The sequence below is a fragment of the Glaciecola sp. 33A genome, assembly GCF_002836745.1.
GTDB lineage: Bacteria > Pseudomonadota > Gammaproteobacteria > Enterobacterales > Alteromonadaceae > Glaciecola.
The window spans coordinates 65,808-87,981 of sequence record NZ_PJAR01000038.1; the positions used below are offsets into that span (position 1 = coordinate 65,808).

General features: G+C 41.6%; 18 protein-coding genes. 3 read left to right on the forward strand and 15 right to left on the reverse strand.

The window, feature by feature from the left end; genetic code table 11:
• Window positions 1–288 precede the first annotated feature (288 nt).
• The 15 genes from cysN to CXF81_RS09230 all read right to left on the reverse strand — a co-directional run bounded on the left by cysN (window position 289) and on the right by CXF81_RS09230 (window position 17,953).
• On the reverse strand, window positions 289–1,692 hold the full coding sequence (cysN, locus tag CXF81_RS09160; RefSeq protein ID WP_101181067.1) for a sulfate adenylyltransferase subunit CysN: 1,404 nt from the start codon (window positions 1,690–1,692) through the stop codon (window positions 289–291).
• Window positions 1,685–2,491, reverse strand: coding sequence for a 3'(2'),5'-bisphosphate nucleotidase CysQ (gene cysQ / locus CXF81_RS09165; RefSeq protein ID WP_101181068.1), 807 nt, complete (start codon window positions 2,489–2,491; stop codon window positions 1,685–1,687). Before cysQ ends, cysN begins: the two co-directional genes overlap by 8 nt.
• Window positions 2,492–3,085: an adenylyl-sulfate kinase gene (gene cysC / locus CXF81_RS09170; RefSeq protein ID WP_101181069.1), complete on the reverse strand. Its 594-nt coding sequence runs from the start codon at window positions 3,083–3,085 to the stop codon at window positions 2,492–2,494.
• Complete coding sequence (gene cysD, locus CXF81_RS09175) at window positions 3,085–3,999, reverse strand: sulfate adenylyltransferase subunit CysD (RefSeq protein WP_101181070.1); 915 nt, start codon at window positions 3,997–3,999, stop codon at window positions 3,085–3,087. The genes cysC and cysD overlap by 1 nt, the downstream gene beginning before the upstream one ends.
• A gap of 229 nt (window positions 4,000–4,228) precedes the next feature.
• Complete coding sequence (locus CXF81_RS09180; RefSeq protein WP_101181071.1) at window positions 4,229–5,449, reverse strand: EAL and HDOD domain-containing protein; 1,221 nt, start codon at window positions 5,447–5,449, stop codon at window positions 4,229–4,231.
• Between the two features lie 24 nt (window positions 5,450–5,473).
• Window positions 5,474–6,994, reverse strand: a complete 1,521-nt coding sequence (gene putP, locus CXF81_RS09185; RefSeq protein WP_101181072.1) for a sodium/proline symporter PutP — start codon at window positions 6,992–6,994, stop codon at window positions 5,474–5,476.
• Window positions 6,995–7,200: 206 nt separating this feature from the next.
• Window positions 7,201–7,905 (reverse strand): DUF3379 family protein, encoded by a 705-nt coding sequence (locus CXF81_RS09190; protein WP_101181073.1) that lies wholly within the window; start codon window positions 7,903–7,905, stop codon window positions 7,201–7,203.
• On the reverse strand, window positions 7,898–8,455 hold the full coding sequence (locus CXF81_RS09195; RefSeq protein WP_101181074.1) for a sigma-70 family RNA polymerase sigma factor: 558 nt from the start codon (window positions 8,453–8,455) through the stop codon (window positions 7,898–7,900). Before CXF81_RS09195 ends, CXF81_RS09190 begins: the two co-directional genes overlap by 8 nt.
• A 194-nt stretch (window positions 8,456–8,649) precedes the next feature.
• The gene (locus CXF81_RS09200; protein WP_101181075.1) at window positions 8,650–10,515 is read right to left on the reverse strand and encodes a DUF885 family protein; all 1,866 of its coding nucleotides are present in this window, start codon (window positions 10,513–10,515) and stop codon (window positions 8,650–8,652) included.
• Between the two features lie 106 nt (window positions 10,516–10,621).
• Entirely contained in the window at window positions 10,622–12,358 is a 1,737-nt protein-coding gene (locus CXF81_RS09205) for a BatD family protein (protein ID WP_101181076.1), read from the reverse strand.
• A 2-nt stretch (window positions 12,359–12,360) separates the two neighbouring features.
• Entirely contained in the window at window positions 12,361–14,289 is a 1,929-nt protein-coding gene (locus CXF81_RS09210) for a VWA domain-containing protein (RefSeq protein WP_101181077.1), read from the reverse strand.
• Window positions 14,286–15,338 (reverse strand): VWA domain-containing protein, encoded by a 1,053-nt coding sequence (locus tag CXF81_RS09215; protein ID WP_101181078.1) that lies wholly within the window; start codon window positions 15,336–15,338, stop codon window positions 14,286–14,288. The genes CXF81_RS09210 and CXF81_RS09215 overlap by 4 nt, the downstream gene beginning before the upstream one ends.
• On the reverse strand, window positions 15,331–15,939 hold the full coding sequence (locus CXF81_RS09220) for a DUF4381 domain-containing protein (protein WP_101181079.1): 609 nt from the start codon (window positions 15,937–15,939) through the stop codon (window positions 15,331–15,333). The genes CXF81_RS09215 and CXF81_RS09220 overlap by 8 nt, the downstream gene beginning before the upstream one ends.
• Entirely contained in the window at window positions 15,936–16,943 is a 1,008-nt protein-coding gene (locus tag CXF81_RS09225) for a DUF58 domain-containing protein (RefSeq protein ID WP_232771863.1), read from the reverse strand. Before CXF81_RS09225 ends, CXF81_RS09220 begins: the two co-directional genes overlap by 4 nt.
• A 53-nt stretch (window positions 16,944–16,996) precedes the next feature.
• Window positions 16,997–17,953 (reverse strand): MoxR family ATPase, encoded by a 957-nt coding sequence (locus tag CXF81_RS09230; RefSeq protein WP_101181080.1) that lies wholly within the window; start codon window positions 17,951–17,953, stop codon window positions 16,997–16,999.
• A 350-nt stretch (window positions 17,954–18,303) separates the two neighbouring features.
• On the opposite strand from CXF81_RS09230, the gene fadI reads away from it, so the two are divergent.
• The 3 genes from fadI to CXF81_RS09245 all read left to right on the forward strand — a co-directional run bounded on the left by fadI (window position 18,304) and on the right by CXF81_RS09245 (window position 22,159).
• Window positions 18,304–19,614: an acetyl-CoA C-acyltransferase FadI gene (fadI, locus tag CXF81_RS09235; RefSeq protein WP_101181081.1), complete on the forward strand. Its 1,311-nt coding sequence runs from the start codon at window positions 18,304–18,306 to the stop codon at window positions 19,612–19,614.
• Window positions 19,614–21,722, forward strand: a complete 2,109-nt coding sequence (gene fadJ / locus CXF81_RS09240) for a fatty acid oxidation complex subunit alpha FadJ (protein WP_101181082.1) — start codon at window positions 19,614–19,616, stop codon at window positions 21,720–21,722. Before fadI ends, fadJ begins: the two co-directional genes overlap by 1 nt.
• A 230-nt stretch (window positions 21,723–21,952) precedes the next feature.
• The gene (locus CXF81_RS09245; RefSeq protein WP_101181083.1) at window positions 21,953–22,159 is read left to right on the forward strand and encodes a hypothetical protein; all 207 of its coding nucleotides are present in this window, start codon (window positions 21,953–21,955) and stop codon (window positions 22,157–22,159) included.
• Window positions 22,160–22,174: the final 15 nt, after the last annotated feature.

Sequence of the window (22,174 nt, forward strand, 5' to 3'; positions counted from 1 at the left end):
GGCTGCTCCTGCAATGGGTATTCGTGCGATGGCTATTGCAGTGATTATGCTCGCTCACAGCTAGACTGCTCTTCAAAAACTAAGCATAACCTATTTTTTGGTAATATGAAGTGGCATGTTTAGTCAGTTTGCATCTTTGTTAACATATTTAGTACTAATGGGTGTCTTTTACACTTTTTCTGGTTTGGCTTAAGTTTCATTAACCTCATTCGATTAGAACAACCAAAAAGGGAATACAGTGGATTAATAACTGCATTCCCTTCATTCTACGACTTTCTAAATAATTACCTAGCCACTAATGTCGTTTGCATTCCAATGTGGGAAATGTTTTCTCACTAATGAGTTAAATTCAAGCTCAAATTCAGAATACTGATGTGCACCTTTATTGATTTCATTCTCACTAATAATCATACCAGCACCGACTGTGCCATTGGTGAGACGGTCGATCATAATGAATGCACCCGTTTTGCGGTTCTCAGCATAAGGGTCGCAAGCGACCTCTTGAGTCAATTTGATGTTAGTAACACCAATTTCATTTAAGTTAAGGTGCAACGCGTCAGTTTTTTGTAAGGTATTTACATCTATTTGATAGTCAATGCTCGATACGCTTCCAGACACTTTTTTGGTTGCAAATTTAAAGCTATACTGCTTATTAGGAATAAGCGCATCTTCAGACATCCAAACCATATGAGTTTTATATGCAGTTGATTGCAAAGGCAAAGCATCTGACTTAACAATCATATCTCCGCGTGAAATATCAATCTCATCATTTAAGGTCAATGTTACTGCGTTTGGTGCATATCCAATATCTAAATCACCGTTGAATGTAGAAATTGTCTTAACAGTTGAGGTTTTTCCAGAAGGTAATGCGATAATGGCATCTCCTGGCTTAATTGAACCTGAAACAATAGTCCCTGCAAATCCTCTAAAGTCGAGGTTTGGCCGATTGACATACTGTACTGGAAAACGAAAGTCTTTATATAACTGTTGCGTCACTTCCATATTTTCAAGCAATTCCATCAACAACTCACCTTTAAACCAAGGTGTTTTGTCGCTGCGATTAACCACGTTGTCGCCTTCAAGCGCGGATAGAGGCACAAAACGAATATCCGGAATGGTTAATTGCGTTGAAAATTCCATGTAGTCTCTCTGGATCTGCTCGTAAACATCCTGTCGATATTCCATTAAGTCCATTTTATTAACGGCAACAATAATATGCTTTATACCCAGCAAAGAAACTAAAAATGAATGGCGTCTAGTTTGTGTTTTTACGCCTTCTCGTGCATCCACAAGAATAATAGCAAGGTCACATGTTGATGCACCTGTTACCATATTACGGGTATACTGCTCGTGTCCTGGCGTATCGGCAATGATAAACTTACGTTTTTCTGTACTAAAATAACGGTAAGCAACATCAATAGTAATACCTTGTTCGCGTTCTGACTGCAGACCGTCGACGAGTAATGCTAAATCAACTTTTTCGCCGGTTGTTCCACTTTTTTTGCTATCTTTTGTAATCGCGGCAAGCTGGTCTTCATAAATCATTTTTGAGTCATATAATAAACGGCCAATTAAGGTGCTTTTGCCGTCATCAACGCTACCACAGGTCAAAAATCGCAGTAGGTCTTTATTTTCGTGTTGTTCTAAGTACGACAATATGTCGGTTTGAAGCAATTCGTTTTCGTTATTCATGTGAGCAACTTACCAAGAAATAGGGGTTTAAGACAGAATCTTTTTGATTGTATCGAAGTGGAGATGCGTCTTTGTCAAATGGATTATTAAGGTCCAAAACAGTGACTTTTGCGCCAGCTGCAATAGCAACGGCATGCGCTGCACCAGTGTCCCATTCGCTAGTAGGTCCAACGCGCGGATACATATGAGCTTCACCATTGGCGACCAAGCAAAGTTTCAGTGAACTGCCCATTGCAACCAGCTCATTTTCACCATCAAGGCTATCAAGTATCTTGTTTATCTCCGTACTCTGGTGAGAGCGGCTGCCAACAATTTTCCACTTTTCTCCGGTTTTGTGTGTGTTTGCTTTTATCGCGGTCTTGATACCGCTTTCTTCACTGTAAGCACCAACATCGACTTGACCAACGTAAGTTTTATTAATGGCCGGTGCGTGAACTACGCCAAAAGTAGGCTCACCATATTCGATTAACGCAATATTAACGGTAAATTCGCCGTTCTTTTTTATGAATTCTTTGGTTCCATCTAAAGGGTCTACGAGCCAGTACCGGACCCATGTTTTGCGCACTGACCATGGAATATGTGCCGATTCTTCAGACAGTATAGGCAATGGTGATATAGCTGTTAAGCTATCAACAATGTGATGATGAGCGGCTAAGTCTGCTTCTGTCAAAGGACTAGAATCAGACTTGTCATAAATACTGAAGTCTTGGCCGTATATTGCCATGATTTTGTCGCCGGCTTCAAGCGCAATTTGCTTGACCTTTTCAACGAAGTCTGGCGTTAATTCAAAACTCGTCATTTATATAAACCCTCTCGTCGATAGCATATTGAAAAGTCGTTCAGCGGTTTGCTCTGGGGTTTCGTCCATATAAGTTAAATGGACTTCAGGGGACATGGGTTCTTCATAAGCGGAATCGATACCGGTGAAGTGTTTAATATCGCCACTGCGTGCTTTTTTATATAACCCTTTGGGATCGCGCTGCTCACAAATTTCGATAGGGGTATCGACAAATACTTCTATAAATTCGCCCACTTCTAATAAAGAACGACAGTACCCGCGGTCAGCTTTGAAGGGAGATATAAATGCGGTAATAACAATAGTGCCTGAATCGACAAATAATTTTGCAACTTCACTAATCCGGCGAATATTTTCAACACGGTCTTTGTCATCAAAACCCAGATCACCACAGAGTCCATGTCGCACGTTATCGCCGTCTAGCAAATAGGTCATTTTGCTTTCTGAATAGAGCTTTTTCTCAAGTAAATTAGCAATAGTTGATTTACCTGAGCCAGACAATCCAGTTAACCAAATAACGGCTGGTTTTTGACTCAGTGCTTCTGATCTGGCTTTTTTATTTACGTCATGTTCATGCCAAACAATATTAGTTGTCATTAGAAGTAACCTTCCATTTTTTTCTTTTCCATAGAGCCAGAGGAGTCATGATCGATAACTCGTCCTTGGCGTTCGGATGTTTTAGTTAGCAACATTTCTTGGATAACTTCGGGCAAGGTATCTGCAGTAGATTCAACCGCACCAGTAAGTGGATAGCAGCCAAGGGTTCTGAATCTTACCGAACGCATCTCAGGCGTTTCACCCGGTTCCATAGGCATGCGGTCATCATCGACCATAAAGTAGGTGCCGTCGCGCTTTACAACAGGGCGTGGTTTAGATAAGTACAATGATGGAATTTCAATATTCTCAAGGTAAATGTACTGCCATATGTCTAGCTCAGTCCAGTTCGACATTGGGAACACACGAATACTTTCGCCTTTGTTTATTTGGCTGTTGTAGATATTCCAAAGCTCCGGCCGCTGATTTTTTGGGTCCCAACGGTGATTCTCATCTCTAAATGAATATACACGTTCTTTGGCACGCGATTTTTCTTCATCACGACGAGCACCGCCAAATGCAGCATCAAATTTGTATTTGTTTAACGCCTGCTTCAAAGCAACCGTTTTCATAATATCTGTGTGTTTTGCGCTGCCGTGGCTGAAGGGGCCGACGCCCTGCTCTACGCCTTCTTGGTTAGTATGAACAAGCAAATTAAGCTTATGTTTCTTGGCTATTTCATCTCTGAAAGAGATCATTTCCTTAAACTTCCATTTAGTATCAACATGTAAAAGCGGAAATGGAATGACGCCAGGGGCAAATGCTTTTCTTGCTAGGTGCAGAAGCACCGATGAGTCTTTACCGACGCTGTATAACATGACTGGATTGTCAAATTCAGCTGCAACTTCTCTAAAAATATGAATACTCTCAGCTTCAAGCTGCTTTAGGTGAGTAATGGATGGAATTGAGGTAGCCATTTCAGTGACGGACTCCTTGTTAAAAGGTTAATATGCTAAAAATCTATATGCTTAGAACTTTAGCATATTTAAGATATATTCGATTATTATAATTTGGTATGTCTAATAGCGTTTTAATAACTAAAACAATGAAAATATTACAAATATGTTATATATCTTCACTACATCAATCAGAGGGAGTGACGTGCAACAGCAACGTTGTTATCCGGTGTGAGGTTTGTCTAAGGGCTTAGACAAACTCATCCACTTTTTCTTGAGCCCAAACACTGGCGTTTTGATATGCTTTAAGTATTTCGTCGTAAGGGATTTGTAAGTGTTTACAACTGTCTTCCATTTGTTGCCAATTGCCTTTTTCAAAGTGTTGGCAAAGTGTCACGCAGTCGGCTAACCAACCTTGTTTTTTCGTCAGTGCGCGTTTGATTTCGTCACTTAACGGTAGACCGCTGATAACTACATCGAGATCGGCATCGAGCATGGCGTCAATCAAAGACAACATGCCGGTCAAGAAAGCGGATGAACTGTTATTTTTCTTTGCGCAATGAGGCGCTAATAGTTCACAAAATTTAGCACGTTGCATCGACAAGCGAATAAGTTCTTGTGGTTTATTACCACTAAATTGAGCGGCAAAAAGTAAACCTACAAAACGTTCAAGTTCAGTTTTTCCTAGCATTAAAACAGCTTGTTTGATGGTTTTAATTGCATTTTGGCGCTTAAAAATTGCCGATTGCGTGTAACGTAATAGCTTAAAAGAAAGAGTGACGTCTGATTCAAATAATTTTGTAATTTCGTCAAAGTCCGGATCTTCAGACGCTACTTTGTTCATTATTCCGGCAATCGAGGTTTGAGCAGGCGTCAGTGAAACGCTTTTTATCACTTCAGGTCGACTAAAAAAGTATCCTTGGAAGTAATCAAACCCGAGTTCTAAAGCTTTTGTAAATTCTTCGTTAGTTTCCACTTTTTCTGCTAGTAACTTAATATTGGGGTATTGTTGAGCCGCGGCAATAGTTCTATCAATTTCTTCGGTAGTACTCTCAAGGTAGTCAATTTTAATAATATCAATAAGCTTATAAAATGGTGTCCATCTTTCATCATGAATAAAATCGTCTAGCGCTAGCGTATAGCCTTTTTGATGCAGTTTGTGTAGTGCAAGATAAAGTGCCTTGGTTGGCTGTGCTGTTTCTAATACCTCGATAACAATTTTTTGTTTAGGAAGTAACTCAGCGTAGCCGCCTAGAAGGGTTTTCTCGGTAAAGTTAATAAATGCTAGCTTACCCTCGGATATACGGTCTAAGCCGAGATCAAACTGCAATCCTTCTATCATTTTTGACGTTGCTTGCTCTTGGTCAACGTCGGGGAAGACGTTGTCCAAGCTAGTGCGAAAAAGCAATTCATAGCCAAATAATGATTTTTTCCTGTCCAAAATAGGCTGGCGAGCAGCGAAAAATTCCATATCTAATTTGGTGGCCTTTTCATATTATTTTTTACTCTCAGTTGCATATCTATCGACAAATGAAGAGAAAAGTAAACGAATATTGTCATTTTTCTCAGGCTTTAGTAGAGATACTGCCACAATTACCAAGCTTGATGCAATGAATCCAGGGATAATGGCATACAAATCTGGATAAATAGATCCACCATTTTCACCTAATGGTGCGTAAATCCATACCAATACGGTTGCCGCACCACTTACGATGCCACCTATTGCGGCAATTCGACTCATGTCTTTCCACAGTAAAGAAAACAGAACTAGTGGGCCAAATGCGGCACCGAAGCCTGCCCACGCATTGCTGACTAATGACAAAATACTGCTGTCTTTATCATATGCAAGAGCAATTGCAACAACCGCCACTAGCGCTACACATATGCGTCCAATTACAACTTGCTTGGGTTCACTGCATTGCTGGTCAATAAAGGTAACGTAAACGTCTCTCGTTAGAGAACTAGACGTCACTAACAACTGTGAAGAAATAGTACTCATGATTGCAGCCAGAATAGCGGCTAATAAAAAGCCACCTACTAAGGGATGGAATAACAATTGAGAAAGGGTTATAAAAATAGTCTCAGGGTCATCTAAAGATTGGCCAATAGAGTTCATATATGCCAAACCAAACAGACCTGTAGCAGCTGCACCAAAGATGGATACAATCATCCAACTCATGCCAATACGGCGAGCCGCAGGCATCGCTTTTATGCTAGAGATCGCCATGAAACGCACAATAATATGTGGTTGACCAAAATAACCTAAGCCCCATGACATTAATGAGACGATACCTATAAAGGTAACTGTCGCACCCGTGTTCGCATCAACGAACAAAGAAAGTAGGTTGCTGTCCGTTTCGGCTAAGACGTCGATTGTATTGTTAATACCGCCGAGTTCGAAGACAACGACGGTAGGCACCATTACCAATGCAATAAACATAATAATACCTTGCACGAAGTCAGTTAAACTAACGGCCATAAAACCACCAAACAAGGTATAACAAACCACGACACCTGCGGTAATATACAAACCGACTTCGTAACTATAACCAAAAGAAGATTCGAATAACTTGCCTCCGGCAGCAATGCCGGCTGAGGTATAAAGTGTAAAGAATATAATAATGACGATCGAAGCGATAATTCTTAACGAACGACTAGAATCGTAAAAACGATTTTCAAAGTAGTCGGGTAGCGTTATTGCATCTTTCGCTAATTCAGTAAACACCCTAAGTCTGGGAGCCACAATAATGTAATTTAGCCATGCGCCTATGCACAGTCCAAAAGCAATCCAAAGAGACGATGCACCGGATAAATACATTGCGCCTGGAATGCCAAGCAGCATCCAACCGCTCATATCAGAAGCACCTGCTGATAGCGCAACTACGGGAGCACTGAGTTTTCGACCTCCGAGTAAATAGCCAGAACACGTTTCTTCATTTTGTCTATATGCATAGACGCCTATGCCTATCATTGCGATAAAATATATAGCCAAAGATATAAGGGTACCGGTTTCCATATTACTCTCTATTGTTTTTATTGTTTGCATGATGGTAACAGATAAGGCTCTTTAATCTCAACTTGTGATAAAAAGCAACGCAAGATTATTATATTATCAAACGCATTGGGAGGAAGTAGATAATTGTTTTTAATAACAATTGTATTGGTGGAGAACAGCCGCAACGCGCAAGTAGCGGCCGATTGATGTGATGAAAACTGTGCGTTTTAGAACCTAAAGGCGCTTTGTGCTGCCGTTTGTAGGTGTGAGACTTGTTCTTTATCGTCGCCAACAATAATAATTTTTGCTGATTGCAATAAAAAGGAGGTGCCAACAAGTCCATTGGTACTAAAGTCTTCTTTTAGTTCTTTGCTGTTATTGTTATCAACTACAAATAGGTTAATCAGTCCTGTTTTGCCTTTTATAATCATATGTAAACTTTTAATAGTGCCTAAGTAGCAGTAATTAGCAGATAGTACATCACCAATTTCACCCGATAATACACCATTGAAAGTCGCCATTTTCTCATTAATCACATTTTGAGATACGTGCTGTCCGGTCATTGCTATTTCTTTATTCATGTACTCATGATTAATATGCGCATATATATCATTAGCAAGCCCGTTATTGCCAGCAAAAAGGGTGACATAAGAAACACCAACTACCATTGCGACCGATGCTGCCAGAGCAATGTACCAAGGGCGCTTCTGGCGTTTCTGTGAGAACTCATCCATACCTTGACGTAAAATGAGCTTGTCGGCAAAATTTTCTGGCACAGGTATACTCATCGCTTGTGCTAGTTGTGCATCCATTGCTTTAACTTCGTCCCAAAATACTTGTTTTGCTGGGTCATCTTTGGCCGCCTGAATAATGTCGGGATCGGTTGTATTTGGCTCAGCATAAATGGTGCGACGGAATGATAACTCATCCATTTACCTGTTCTCCTTTGAGTTCTTCGCCTAGTAAGGCTTCCTTAATCTGGTTTCGTGCTCTAAATAGTCTTGTCATTACTGTATTTTTATTAAGGTTAAGTTGCTCCGCAATTTCGTCTCCGCTAAAACCCATTAATATCTGCATCATTAATGGTTCTCTATATTCTTCGCTTAAGTTGGACATGATCCGTCTTAGTTCTCGATGTTCCAATGCCACGTCACCAAATATATGTGGGTCAGCTACTGCAACATCATCAATATCGACGAGGTCAAATTGCTTACGTTCGAAGCGGCGTGCATTTTCACGACGCAAAATAGTAATTAACCATGATTTAGCTGCAGCTTCATCTTTCAGCGAATCGAGTGACTTCCAAGCGCGAAGGAACGTTTCTTGAACTACATCTTCTGCTATTGCTTTATCTTTTATCAGCCACATTGCGTAACGAAATAGATCGGCATGGAATGCCTTAACAAGGGCTTCATAGCGTTTTTGTTTTTTCATCATGTCAATAGAGACCGATGAGTTCTGATTTTTATTTCGCGAAAACATGAAGTTTCTTCTTTTTTATATTCTTAATGCAGAATACGTCATTTAAAAGAATTGTTCGAATAATGATTTGCTCAGCGAACATAAGCCGTTTTTATGTGACACAGGTCACAGAGCAATAAAAAATCGCATGAGCAACAGCTATACGATTTTCTATTTGTTCTAGCTAAGAACGGCTTACATCCTTAATTAGCGTTTTATTTAGCAGTCAAAATCCATTTATTCACGCTCTCTTCCAATACTGTCAGCGGCACCGGGCCGTCTTTTAGGATCGTATCGTGAAAATCACGATAATCAAATTTATCGCCCAACTCTGTTTGAGCTCTATCGCGCAGCTCCATTATTTTCAACTTTCCAATCATGTAAGCTGTCGCCTGACCGGGCATCGCAATATAACGTTCAATTGCCTTAACAGAGTCAGCCTCTGGGTTCGGTGTATTGTCGATCAGGTATTGTATTGCTTTTTCTCTGCTCCACTGCATTTCATGAAGACCAGTGTCAACCACTAATCGACACGCGCGCCATAGCTCCATTGCTAAACGTCCAAAGTCAGAATAGGGGTCTGCATAAAAGCCCATGTCTTTGCCTAACTCTTCAGTATACAAGCCCCAGCCCTCAGTATAAGCGGTGAAAGTAACGTACTTTTGGAATTCAGGTATGCCCTCAAGCTCTTGTGCTATTGCCCTTTGCATATGATGGCCAGGAATACCTTCATGATAAGCCAATGCTTCCATTTGGTAGGTTGGCATGCTGCGCATATCAAACAAATTTGCGTAGTATGTACCTGGGCGACTGCCGTCTTTTGAAGGACTTTGATAAAAAGCTTTGCCTGCAGATTGCTCACGAAAAGCCTCAACACGCTTCACCACCATCCGCGCTTTAGGTGTTAGACCAAAGTACTCTGGTAGTTTAGCTTCCATCTTATCGATGAAGTCTTTCGCTTCGGTCATATAACGTTGGCGGCCTTCATCTGTGTTGGTATAATAAAATTGATCATCGTTACGCATAAACAAGAAAAATGTTTGCAAACTCCCTTCGAATTTCACTTGTTGCATAATACCGCGCATTAACTCGTGAATACGCTCAACATTGTCTAGTCCAATTTGATGCACTTCTTGCGCATTTAATTCAGTTGTTGTGAACCAATTTAATCTGTTTTGATACCATGCACTGCCATTTGGTAATCGCCATACGCCATCACCCTCGGGTGTTAATAAGCGCTGTTTACCTAATTCTTGCAATAACTTTTCGTAAGCCGGTTTTACTGATGTTAATAAAGCGGTATTAGCATCTGCAATTAACCCTGACTTTTCAGCATTACTCAGTTCAGATGCATCTAGTTTTTGTTTAAAGTCGGCAAATATTGTCGAGTCTGCTGGGCTTTCGGAAAAAGGATTACCTTTGACAACATTCGCAGCCGCCTGCATCATTTGATCATATGACCATGCTGGTGGCATTACACCAAGCTTTTCTCTTATTCTTAATTGTTCGATAACTTGGTCAAACAAAGGGGCGACTTTATTAAGTCGACTAATATAAGCTTGCGCATCTTCTTCATTCTCTATGCGATGAATATTAATTAAAAAGCTGGGCACCGTGGTGTGCCAAGCGCTAAATTGGTCCATGATATAGGTATGATGCCTAAACTGATCGTTGGCTAGTTTGCGTTCTAAATCAACCTTATAAATGCTCAAACTTAGCTTTTCTGGATCACTGAGTTTAGTAACATCAAATTCGCTAGCTTGCGTTAAACGAGTTTCCATCAGTGCGCGTGTTTCATCTGCGTTGGCTTCTGAAAAATCACCCCACTTATCATAATCCCACTTTATCCCTAAGTAACTTTGTGCCATAGGCGAGCGTTTGAGGTCGATTTCTCTGCTTTGCGCAAAAAATGCAGCGAGTGTTTGCGATTCGGTTGCTGGTGCGTTAACTGTTTCGGTCTTAGCCGGTTGTGGTTGCTGGCTATCTTTATTCGATGCAGGGCTGCAGGCTGCCATTGCAATGACTAAGCTAGATACAACGACCAGTTTCACTGGCATACTTATTTTGGCAAGTCGTTTCATTATGTCCCTCTTATTTTTTATTATTGTATTCTATTCATATTATAGCTAAGTCTTCGCCACTTCATCAACACGCTAATAGTGGATCAAGTATTTGGCTTCAGACCTGTTATGTTTTGGGGTACAAACTAAATGCATCATGCGTTTGTTGTTTTCGCTTAATAATCGGCTGTCTGAACGATGTCAGTGCTGAAATTAACTCCTCATGGCTCCATGTCGCTTGAGCAGAGCCATATGTGCTTTGCATCATATTATTATACTGTGTGACGCATTCGGTTGCGTTCATAGCTACAAAACATTGATTAATAGACTGAATAGGCTTCTCGGTCAATTCCTCAAGCCACTTTGTCAATGTCTGATTGGTCTCTTTTACATTATGCAAAGCAATCACTTTTTGCAATCTTTTCCATAATTCAGCTTCGCTTACCATGCTATCGGATGGGTTTACTTGTTGTCTATCATCGTTGCGTCTGCTTGCGATAAGCATAAAACCGAATATGCTCAAACTGACAAGCCAAAGAGCAAATAGGCTGACGTGTAGCCAATCAAAACTAAATTCATCGGCTGCGTTGCTAGTGCCCAATTGACTTGAAGCCGATAATTGGTCAATTGCTGTTATTGGTGGTTTCTGACCCATCGCTGAAATAGGTTGAATGTTTGAGACAATGTCTTTACTAGGCGGCAATACTTCTACAGAGCGTGCGGGAAGCTTCGCGTATTCTGTTTTTCTTGTGACCACATTAAACCAAGGGACAACCACCTCGCCAAGCACAAATTTACCGACTCGATTTGGAATAATAGCTTCACTTTGGATCTTTTGTGCAAACAACACCGAGCCTTTGTCTACCGTTGCGGTGCTTGCTTGGTCGGGATAAGTTTTGAAGTCAGGTGGATATATCCCTGCAATTTCCGGTAGTTGCTCTTCAACTAACCCCGCCGCAGTTAAGGTAATGGTACGGGTAATAGGCTGGCCCAATATAATGCGCGTTGGGTCTTGTTGCCACTCCTCATCCAATTTTACAAATTCGCTAGGTAACCAGTGATCTTGGTAGTTATCGGGAATAGGCAGTACGGTTAAATCGATGGTGGGAGAGACCCTATTAATCGGTTTGGTGCGGCTAATAAAGCCAAATGATTGGCGAGAGTCGGTAACGGCCTCACCATTAAATACGGTACCTGAGATAGAAAAAGAACCACTTTTCTGGGGGATAATAGCATAGGTACGTTCGATAACCCGATAGCGAACGCCATTTTGAAAGTCTTCGTATTCCTTATCTTCACCTATTTGTTTGATAATTGCATTTTCTAACTCAGGCGCCTGCAAAGAGCCGCGTTGAATATCTTTCGCCATTAGCAGTTTGGTTGTGTATTTTATTTGTTGTTGTAAATAAACAGTGTCCATATCGACATTTGCAGTGACATAAAAATCCCGCGCAGTTGCGCCTTGTCCATTGCCGACAGGCGTTACAATAATATCGAATGCTTTGCTTTTCTGTCCGTCCATTTCAAATACGGGGATAGAAAATGTCCCAATCTCTTTTGGAAATAATTGAGTTACCCAAGTGGTGGTTTTTGTTGTATTGAAGTTAATAGAACGCGTTGACTGGCTAATTGAAGTGTTCGACAAACGAAAGTCGTTTTCTAATGCGGATAAATCAATTTGACGAGATGTAATTTCGCCCTCAGCACTAATAATTAACTGCAAGGCCTCGTCAATCATGATGGGATTTTTATCCACAGATACACGTAAATCAGTGATTGTTGCCATTGCTGTATTCGACGCTAACAGAGCTGCAGAGCATACAATTGACACTAAGAAAAAATACCAAACGGAGTTGTGTTTCATTACTACCAATCCTTCTTATTCGGCTTTGAGAACCTCTCACTTCGCCTTTTTTGTGATTCTAATAGCATTTTTCGTTGTAACAGAAACGCTGGGTCATCAGGTACCTTGTTCATGAGCATTTGCATACGTTGCATTTGCTCCTTTTCTTGGGATGTCATCTCTTCCATCGGTTTTTGCTGTCGTAAATTACTTTTTGGCTCGATATTTTCACCCGCTTTACCCTGCGCCTCTTCAGATTCAGATTCAGCATTTTGTTGCTCAGACTCATTCTGTTCTTCTTTACCCTCATTGCCTTTGGATCCATCTTGGTTTTGCTTGGCGTCTTGTTCGGACTCTTGTTGCTTGTCACTTGATTGTTGATCGTCTGATTGCTGATCACTTGATTGTTGATCGTCTGATTGCTGATCGCTCTTGCTCTGTTCACCGGATGGTTGGTCGCTGTTTTCAGACTCACCTGATTTTTGATCTTCTCCGTCTTGTTGCTGACCATCTTGGTTTTCTTGTTCTTGTTCTTGTTGCTGTTGCTGTAATAAATCCTCAACCACCTTTCTATTTGCCATGGCATTTGTATGACTAGGGCGTTCTTTCAAAGCTTCGTCATACTTTTCTATCGCTTGTTCTAGTTGCCCTAAGCGCGCCAGTACATTACCTTGGTTATATGCTGACTCAGGGCCAGGTACTGACGTGAATGCGTTCAATGCTGCTTCGTAATCTTTGTTTTTATAATGTGCAACGCCTTTCCACATTTGGTCTGTAAATGTGCTGCTCGCTTTATCAAACTCTTGTTTTTTAAACGCTTCAAGGCCTTGTTGATCGGCATTCTTAAAAATGTTGCCCATCCACTCATTGGCCTTAGGCGTATTCTCTATTGCTGCTTTGTCGTTTGCATAAGAGGGCTCGGTTGGCAAAAATAAGATTGTACTTAGTAGTACCACCAAAATACCCCGCCTAAAGGCATAGGCTGCGAAAGGAAGAATCATGAGTACAAAGACAACGCCCATATCCTGCCATTGGTCTCCTTGTCCAATAACGTCACCACTTACTTGGTCTTGTTCTATGGTTAGCGATCTAAATTGCATATTTTTTATATCACTGTCGTCATTTTGAATAGGTGTGTAGCGTCCATTTGTATTACCGAGTACTTGCGAAAAGTAGTTACTGTTGAGGGTGGGAAGTACAATATTTCCTCTAACGTCTTTCATAAAACTGCCATCAAGCATCATAATAGGGGCTCCTTTTTGGGTGCCCACTCCTAGCACTGAGTAGCGATATGGCGACTTTTCAATATGGCCTTGAAGCTCCTCGATATCGTCAAATTCAATACCATCGCTTATCCAGTAAATTTCACCTTTTTTGTATCCTGCTGATGCGAGTAATTTTTCGGCTTGTTGCATCGCAAACAAAGGATCGCTGCCGGGTATCGGCATTATTTCAGGTCGCAAACTGGGAATAAGCGTTGTTATATTGGTGACATCAGAGGTCAGCGGACTTATGGTAAATGCATCGCCAGCGTAAACCACCAATCCTACTTCACCATCTTCCAAACTATTCAGTAAATCTATGGTTTTAAATTTTGCTCGTGTAAGTCTATCAGGCAGTATATCGGTGGCACGCATCGACATCGACATATCTAAAATCACTACTTTCCCCGTGGATACTTGGTAAACAGGCTGCGGTAATTTTTGCCAAGTCGGACCCGCCATAGCAATACAGGCTAACAGCCATGCCAAACCAACTAAATAGAACGGCGGTTTGTATGACTTTTTATCTTTAGCGACAACCAGGTACTGATATAAATGACTCGACACAATACCTTGCCAGCCACTTTGCTTATTCGAGATTTTAGTTAGCAATAGAGCCATAATAAGTAAAGGAATGATTGCTATCAGCCATTCTGGACGAATAAAGTGAAATGCTTGAAAGTCAGTCATTTGTGGCCTCTCGGTGCGCTACTAATGTTACTTTGAGTGCTAGGCAGATTAGATTTTTGCAAGTTTGAAAAAACTTGTTTGAGAAGATAAAACAACGCATATAATGCACTTATCATAACTGCGATACCTAAAGGTAAATAGAATAAAGCAGTAAGAGGACGAAGTTTTTGTCCTTCACCTGCAACAGGCTCAAGTCGGTCGAGGGTTTGATATATTGCTTCTAATTCTTGCGTATCGCGCGCTCGAAAGTATTGGCCACCCGTTGACCTGGCAACTTCTATAAGAAGGCGCTCGTCGAGGTCTTGTGATGGATTAATTGTGCGACGACCAAAGACACTGGAAATCTCTTGTTCTTCGGCACCCAAGCCAATGGTATAAATAGTAACACCCTTATCAATCGCTAATTCATTGGCTTGCTCAGGCGTGATATTACCAGCGGTGTTTCTGCCATCAGTTAAGAGTATTAGGACACGATTAGACTCTTCTTTGTCGTCAAAACGTTTGACAGCAAGACCGATAGCATCACCAATAGCGGTACGATCACCGACTAAGCCCAAGACTGATTCATCAAGCAGCGTTTTGACAGTATCCCTATCAAAAGTGAGTGGTGCTTGCAGATATGCGGTATCAGCAAACAAAATTAATCCTAAGCGATCACCAACACGGCGTTTAATAAATTCTCTTAGTACATATTTAGTCATGACAAGACGGTTTACTGCGCGTCCATTTATGCGCATATCATCTTGTTTCATTGAGCCTGAAAGATCTACCGCAATCATCAGATCACGTCCTTCATTTGGAATAGAGACGGGTTCTCCCAGCCATTGTGGCCTTGCGGCAGCAAGCACTAAACAACACCATATTAACGTAGCTAAAAATAGTCGAGGTGTGGATTTTTTTAAACTCTTGGTCGAATGGCTGTGTACTTTTAAGTAATTCGGTACCAGCAACGCAGCGCTTTCACTCTTTGCTTTGCTTGGAAACATAAAATAAATCAGCAGTGGGAGCGGCAGTATTAATAGCACCCAAACCCAAGCGAATTCAAACATGCTGAACTCCTTTGTTGTCAGTCTCGACCGTTTCTGGCTTTATTAATTCTGCTGTAGAGGGCGGTAAACAGTGTTTTATCCACAGATAGACGGCTTGTTTAGCATCGTCCACATTGATACTGGGTATTTTTGCGTACAAACTAGCTTCAAGCTGAGTAAGTTGTGTAAGGCATTGTTGACCCACTTCTTTATGTGGTTTTGCTTTCGATTGCAATAATTCATGCCATGCTTGGCCCTGCACACTATTGATACTTTCCGATGGAAAATAATGGATAATTGAGCTGCGTAAAACAGCATGTAGTGTCGACAATGCTTGGGGCTCCCTGCTTGATATGTTTAAAACTGCCTTTAAAGCACTGCGTTTAAATTTATGCTTGGATATATGTCGAGCAACAATCCAATAAATACCGACTATTGCGAATATTATCAGCAAGATTAAAACCCACCATCCCCAGGCCAGTGGCCAAATCGAAGGTGTTTGGCCAAGGCTAATGTCAGCAAGGCCTTGCAAGGCAGAGTCCAGCGACACGTCGGCAGGGCTGTTGGTGCTTGCTGAGCTATTTATAAAAGCACTTATAAAAGCACTTATAAAAGAACTCATAAAAGCTCTCCCATATCGCGCTGATTTAGTTGCTGTTCCATAGGGTAGGCCGATGATACCGTTCTCAATGCGATTGCATATCGAGCAAATGACTGTTTGATACTCTCAAAGTGTGTTGCTTGTTGTGACTGATACTTTTGGTTAGTCGCCGCTTCACCTAAATTGACCTGCTGGCGCTCGGTGCCATTAGTAATGTTGAGAGTTTGCTGAAAAGCGGAATTGGGCAGTGCAATTTCCATTGGGTCGTTAACTAAAATAGCCTTTACTTCACAGTGGCGAGCGATATTACTAATAACTGCCATTGAAGCATCGTTTAATCCATTAAAATCGCTAATTAGATAGACTAAAGCCCCTGGCTTGGCTAAATGTTGCAAGCGTTGAGTTGCTTTTAAAAAGATACTTTGCGCGTCTATTTGCACCGCTTCAAATCGAGGCTCATGAATATTAACTAAGGCTTGCATCAATGCTAATGCGTTCTTTGCTTGGGCTTTAGGTTTTAATTCAATGTCTTGAGTATTATTAAAAATCAAACCGCCGACCTTGTCACCGCGTTGAATCGCATTCCAAGTAATCAGTGCGGCTAAATGCGCTGCTTGCACTGACTTACATAAATAAGCGGTGCCAAAGTACATTGATTGAGTGAAGTCAGTAAACACGAACACCGGCCTTTCACGTTCCTCACGAAACACTTTAGTGTGGGTTTTACCCGTGCGTGCAGTTACTCGCCAATCTATACTGCGTATATCATCGCCGGGCTGATAATGTCTCACCTCATCAAATTCCATACCTCGGCCTTTGATTTTGGAGCGATCTTCACCAGACAGCGCGCCCGCTATATCTCTACTCGGACGTAAGTTAAGTAAATGAGATAAGGAGCGGTAGCATAATAGTTCAGGCAGGCTGATATCAACGCCATTGGTTTTATATTTTGCCAACCATAGCTGAATGTTTTCTGCCGTCGCTAGACTGCTGTTATTCGAGCCATTGTTAAACATGAGTGACATCAATCATTCTCAATTTATGCAGAGTGTTTTTAACCAAAATGATCCAATTACAATCATGCAACAGGAACAAGTTCAACGATTTTATCGAGTACAGCATTTGCATTAACTCCTTCCGCTTGTGCTTGATAGCTCAATATAATGCGATGGCGGAGCACGTTGTGTAATACTGCTTGTACATCATCTGGTCCAACAAAATCACGACCATTGAGCCAGGCATGCGAACGAGCACAACGCTCTAATGCTATAGTGGCGCGCGGACTGCCACCAAATTCAATCCATTGTGCGAGCTCCGCGTCATAGTTTTCAGGGCGCCTAGTGGCCATAATCAATTGCACGATGTAGTTTTCTAGAGCCGGCGCAAGGTGGATATTCATTATTTCTGCTCTGGCCTTGGCTATGTCATCTTGAGTTAGCCTTTTAACAATAGGCAAGTCCGTTTTTATGGCTTCGCTGCGAGTAAGGCGTAAAATTTCTAATTCAGTTTCAGCGTCTGGATAGTCAATTTCAACATGCATTAAAAAGCGATCGAGTTGTGCTTCGGGGAGGGGATATGTGCCTTCTTGTTCCAATGGGTTTTGTGTTGCCATAACCAAGAACAACTCAGACAGCTTGTAGGTTGTGTTTCCAACGGTAATTTGGCGCTCTGCCATCGCTTCAAGTAAGGCTGATTGAACCTTCGCTGGCGCACGGTTTATTTCGTCAGCTAACACTAAATTATGAAATAGTGGGCCTTTTTGAAATATGAATTCGCCAGTTTCAGGGCGATATATGTCGGTGCCGGTCAAATCAGCAGGCAACAAATCGGGTGTGAATTGCACTCTGTGGAAGTCAGCCTCTATACCGTCAGACAATGAATTGACTGCTCTCGTTTTTGCAAGTCCTGGTGGGCCTTCAACAAGTAAGTGACCGTCTGCTAGTAACGCAATGAGGATACTTAAAGTGAGAGAGGGTTGCCCAATAACTTGTGCGTTTAAGTGGGCTTGTAATTGCTTGAACTCTTCTACTGCCATGGTTATTTTTAGCCTTTATTACGCTATTTCCGTTATATTTTTCTGTGTTTTTTGGTTTGTTTGCCGTAAACGTAGAGTAAACACAAAAAACTCTGATAGTCTTATATGTGGATCTATCTCGAAATTTCAACTTTACGACTCGTAAATTTATGATTGGTTCTGTATTTTATTGCTTAGCTTCACAAATACGGGCGTGCTCTAATGATGTTTATAGTGCTAATGCTTGTAATACACACGTGTAAAATTTGAATTTTACTGTTTATTCCGTCACAATATTAGTTAGAGGTCTGACCAGAAGGTATTGCCATGCTGTTTTTTGCAATAACTCATTTATAGCCACAGGATAATCTATGTCACAGAAACAAGTTTTAAAAACCCAGCAGGGCGATCGAATTGCGATAGTTGCTGGACTGCGCACTCCATTTGCCAAGATGGCAACCGACTTTCACGGCGTCCCTGCTGTTGACTTAGGTAAAATGGTGGTCAATGAGTTGATGCTAAAGCACGATCTTGACCCTGCGATTATTCAACAAGTGGTGTACGGACAAGTTGTGCAAATGCCGGAAGCGCCCAATATTGCCCGCGAGATTGTTCTTGGAACAGGCATGGATGTGCGAACTGACGCATATAGTGTGTCGCGAGCGTGCGCTACCAGTTTCCAGTCTACGGTGAATATTGCTGAATCCATGATTGTTGGTAATATTGATGTAGGTATTGCGGGTGGTGCTGACTCAACGTCAGTATCTCCAATTGGTGTCTCTAAAAAATTAGCATGTGCGCTTACCGATTTACAAAAAACCAAAACGCTGGGTCAAAAACTGGCGGTCCTGAAAAAACTAGGTTTAAGAGATTTATTGCCCGTGCCGCCAGCGGTTGCTGAATATTCAACTGCTTTGTCGATGGGACAAACAGCTGAGCAAATGGCTAAAAAACATGCTATCAGTCGCGCGGACCAAGACGAGTTAGCGCACCGTTCGCATACCCTAGCGGCGCAAAATTGGGAAGCGGGTAATTTAGATAGCGAAGTGATGACGGCCTATCCTGAACCTTATAAAAAAGGGGTATCACGAGATAACAACGTTCGTTTCGATTCAAAACTAGAAAGTTACGCAAAGCTTCGCCCCGTGTTTGATAAAAAACACGGTACGGTAACGGCGGCTAATGCAACTCCTCTTACTGACGGCGCTTCAGCAATTATTATGATGACTGAGAGCAAAGCCAAAGCACTCGGTTATAAACCTATTGGTTATTTGAAGAGCTATGCATTTGCCGCTATTGATGTATGGGATGACATGCTAATGGGCCCATCGTATGCGTCACCAATCGCCCTAGCGCGTGCAGGCATGACACTCAACGACTTAACCTTAATTGAAATGCATGAAGCGTTTGCAGCGCAAACATTGTCAAACATAAAAATGTTTGGGAGTGATAAATTTGCGCAAGAGAAATTGGGCAGAGACAAAGCAATTGGCGACATTGATATGCAAAAATTTAATGTCATGGGTAGCTCGTTAGCCTATGGACATCCTTTTGCGGCAACTGGTACAAGAATGATTACGCAAATGTTGAATGAACTTAACCGTCGAGGCGGTGGAACCGGTCTATTGACTGCATGTGCAGCAGGTGGCTTAGGCGCGGCAATGATAGTGGAGACAGAATAATGGGTGCATTTACCTTAACCAAAAGAGACGACGGTATTGCCATATTAACCATGGATGTGCCAGGCGACAGCATGAATACTCTTAAGGCCGACTTTGGTGATGAAGTTAGCGCAATACTTGATGAAATTGAAAATGACACTGCAATACTTGGCGTTGTTGTTGCAAGTGGCAAAAAAGATTCGTTTGTTGCTGGTGCTGACGTAACCATGCTTGCGGCTTGCAGTGATGCGGATGAAGCTCAAGAGCTGTCCATCTCAGGTCAGAAACTATTCGATCGCATTCAAGCTATGCAAAAGACATTTGTCGCGGCTATTCATGGTCCAGCTCTAGGTGGCGGCTTGGAGTTAGCATTAGCTTGTCATTATAGAGTTTGTTCTGATAGCCCCAAAACACAATTGGGTTTACCTGAAGTTCAGCTTGGTTTGTTACCAGGTAGTGGTGGAACACAGAGATTACCCGCCCTTATTGGCATTCAACAAGCAATGAAGATGATGCTGACTGGCGCGCCTGTGCGCGCTGCGCAAGCAAAAAAATATGGCATTGTTGATGATATGGTGCCGCAATCTGTGCTACTTGATGTTGCTATAGAAATGGCAAACAAGAAAATAACTAAACGTGTGTTGAAAAAAGACATGACGACAAAAGTGCTTGAGAATACCTCGTTTGGACGCAATATATTGTTCAAAAAAGCACGTCAACAAACCTTAGCGAAGACATTGGGGAATTATCCTGCGCCGATGTACATTATCGATTGTATTGAGGCGGGCACAAATGAGCCACGAAAAGGCTATGCAGCAGAAGCCCGTTTGTTTGGCCAGTTAGTGATGACGCCAGAATCAAAACAATTACGTGAAATTTTCTTTGCAACAACGGACATGAAAAAAGAATCGGGTGTTGCAGATGTTGCGCCAATTAAAGTGAAAAAAATTGGCGTGTTGGGTGGTGGATTGATGGGCGGCGGGATTGCCTTTGTCACAGTTACAAAAGCAAAAGTGCCTGCGCGTATCAAAGACATAACCACCGATGGGATTGCCGGTGCCATACGCTACAGCTATGACATTTTGAATAAGAAAGTGAAAAAGCGTTTCATGTTAAAAACAGAGATGCAAAAGCAGCTTTCTTTATTGAGTGGCTGTGTCGATTATAGTGGTTACAAACAGAACGACATGGTGATTGAAGCGGTGTTCGAGGATGTTAAATTAAAGCAAAAGATGGTCGCGGATATTGAACAGCACTGTAATGAAAACACTGTCTTTGCGTCTAATACATCGTCTATACCCATTGCTGAAATTGCTGCCCAAGCGAAACGCCCAGAAAACGTAATCGGTTTACATTATTTTTCACCTGTAGATAAAATGCCATTGGTTGAGGTTATTCCACATGCGCTTACATCGGACCAAACCATTTCAACCACGGTTGAATTTGCTAAGCGTCAAGGTAAGACACCTATCGTGGTAAAAGACGGAGCTGGCTTTTACGTTAATAGAATTCTGGCTCCTTACATGAGTGAAGCCGGTTTTATGGCAGTAGAAGGGCAACCACTCGATTCAATTGACAGAGCGCTGACTAAGTTTGGTTTCCCAGTAGGCGCATTCAAACTGCTCGATGAAGTAGGTATTGATGTGGGTACTAAGATTATCCCGATTTTAAAAAGTCAATTTGGTGAGCGTTTTAATGCCCCTGAAGCTTTTAATAAGTTATTAGAAAATGATCGCAAGGGTAAGAAGAACAAATCGGGTTTTTACGACTATAAAGCCAAAAAGCCAGGTAAATATATTGATGATTCAGTGTATAAGTTACTTGGAGTTAAGCCAGAGAAAAAATACTCAGACGACACAGTTGTGGAACGTTGTGTACTGATGATGCTAAATGAAGCGGCACTGTGCTTGCAAGAAGAGGTAATTAGAAATCCTCGTGATGGCGATATAGGGGCTATTTTTGGTATTGGTTTTCCACCATTTTTAGGTGGACCTTTCCGTTATATGGACACCTTAGGTCTTGCACATGTGGTCAGTCGCCTACAACATTATACTGAAACTTACACCGACAAGTACCAGCCAGCTGAGATATTGTTAACAATGCATAAAGAAGGCAAGACTTTTTATTAAGCTTGTGGATATCTTGATGTATACATAAAAACCCCGAATGTGTGTCTACGTTTGGGGATTACTTCCGTTTTTCTCGGTTTTTTATATCATATAGTAAATTCACAGCTTATTTATTCAGCAGTTTGCTATACTTTAGTTTCGTTTGGGCAGTCGTTAAACCTAGGTCAAGGGTCAGTATATATGCAAATTGTGACCATGACAGTCATTGGTCAATTCACTGGAGCGATATCATGTTGATGGCCTCAATGATAGTAATAAGCTTCCTCATTAGTAGTATTTACTATTATATTGAAGCGGTTAAAAATGCGATGGGTAAAAAACGCTGGTTAGTAGGCGGGATGATAATGGGGCCAATGTTGTTGCCCATGTTTGTTATTTCTAAAGCCGTACAGATGCGCAAAACAACCGGTTTTGATAGCTGCTACTTACGTCCTTAAATTACTGTGCAGAGT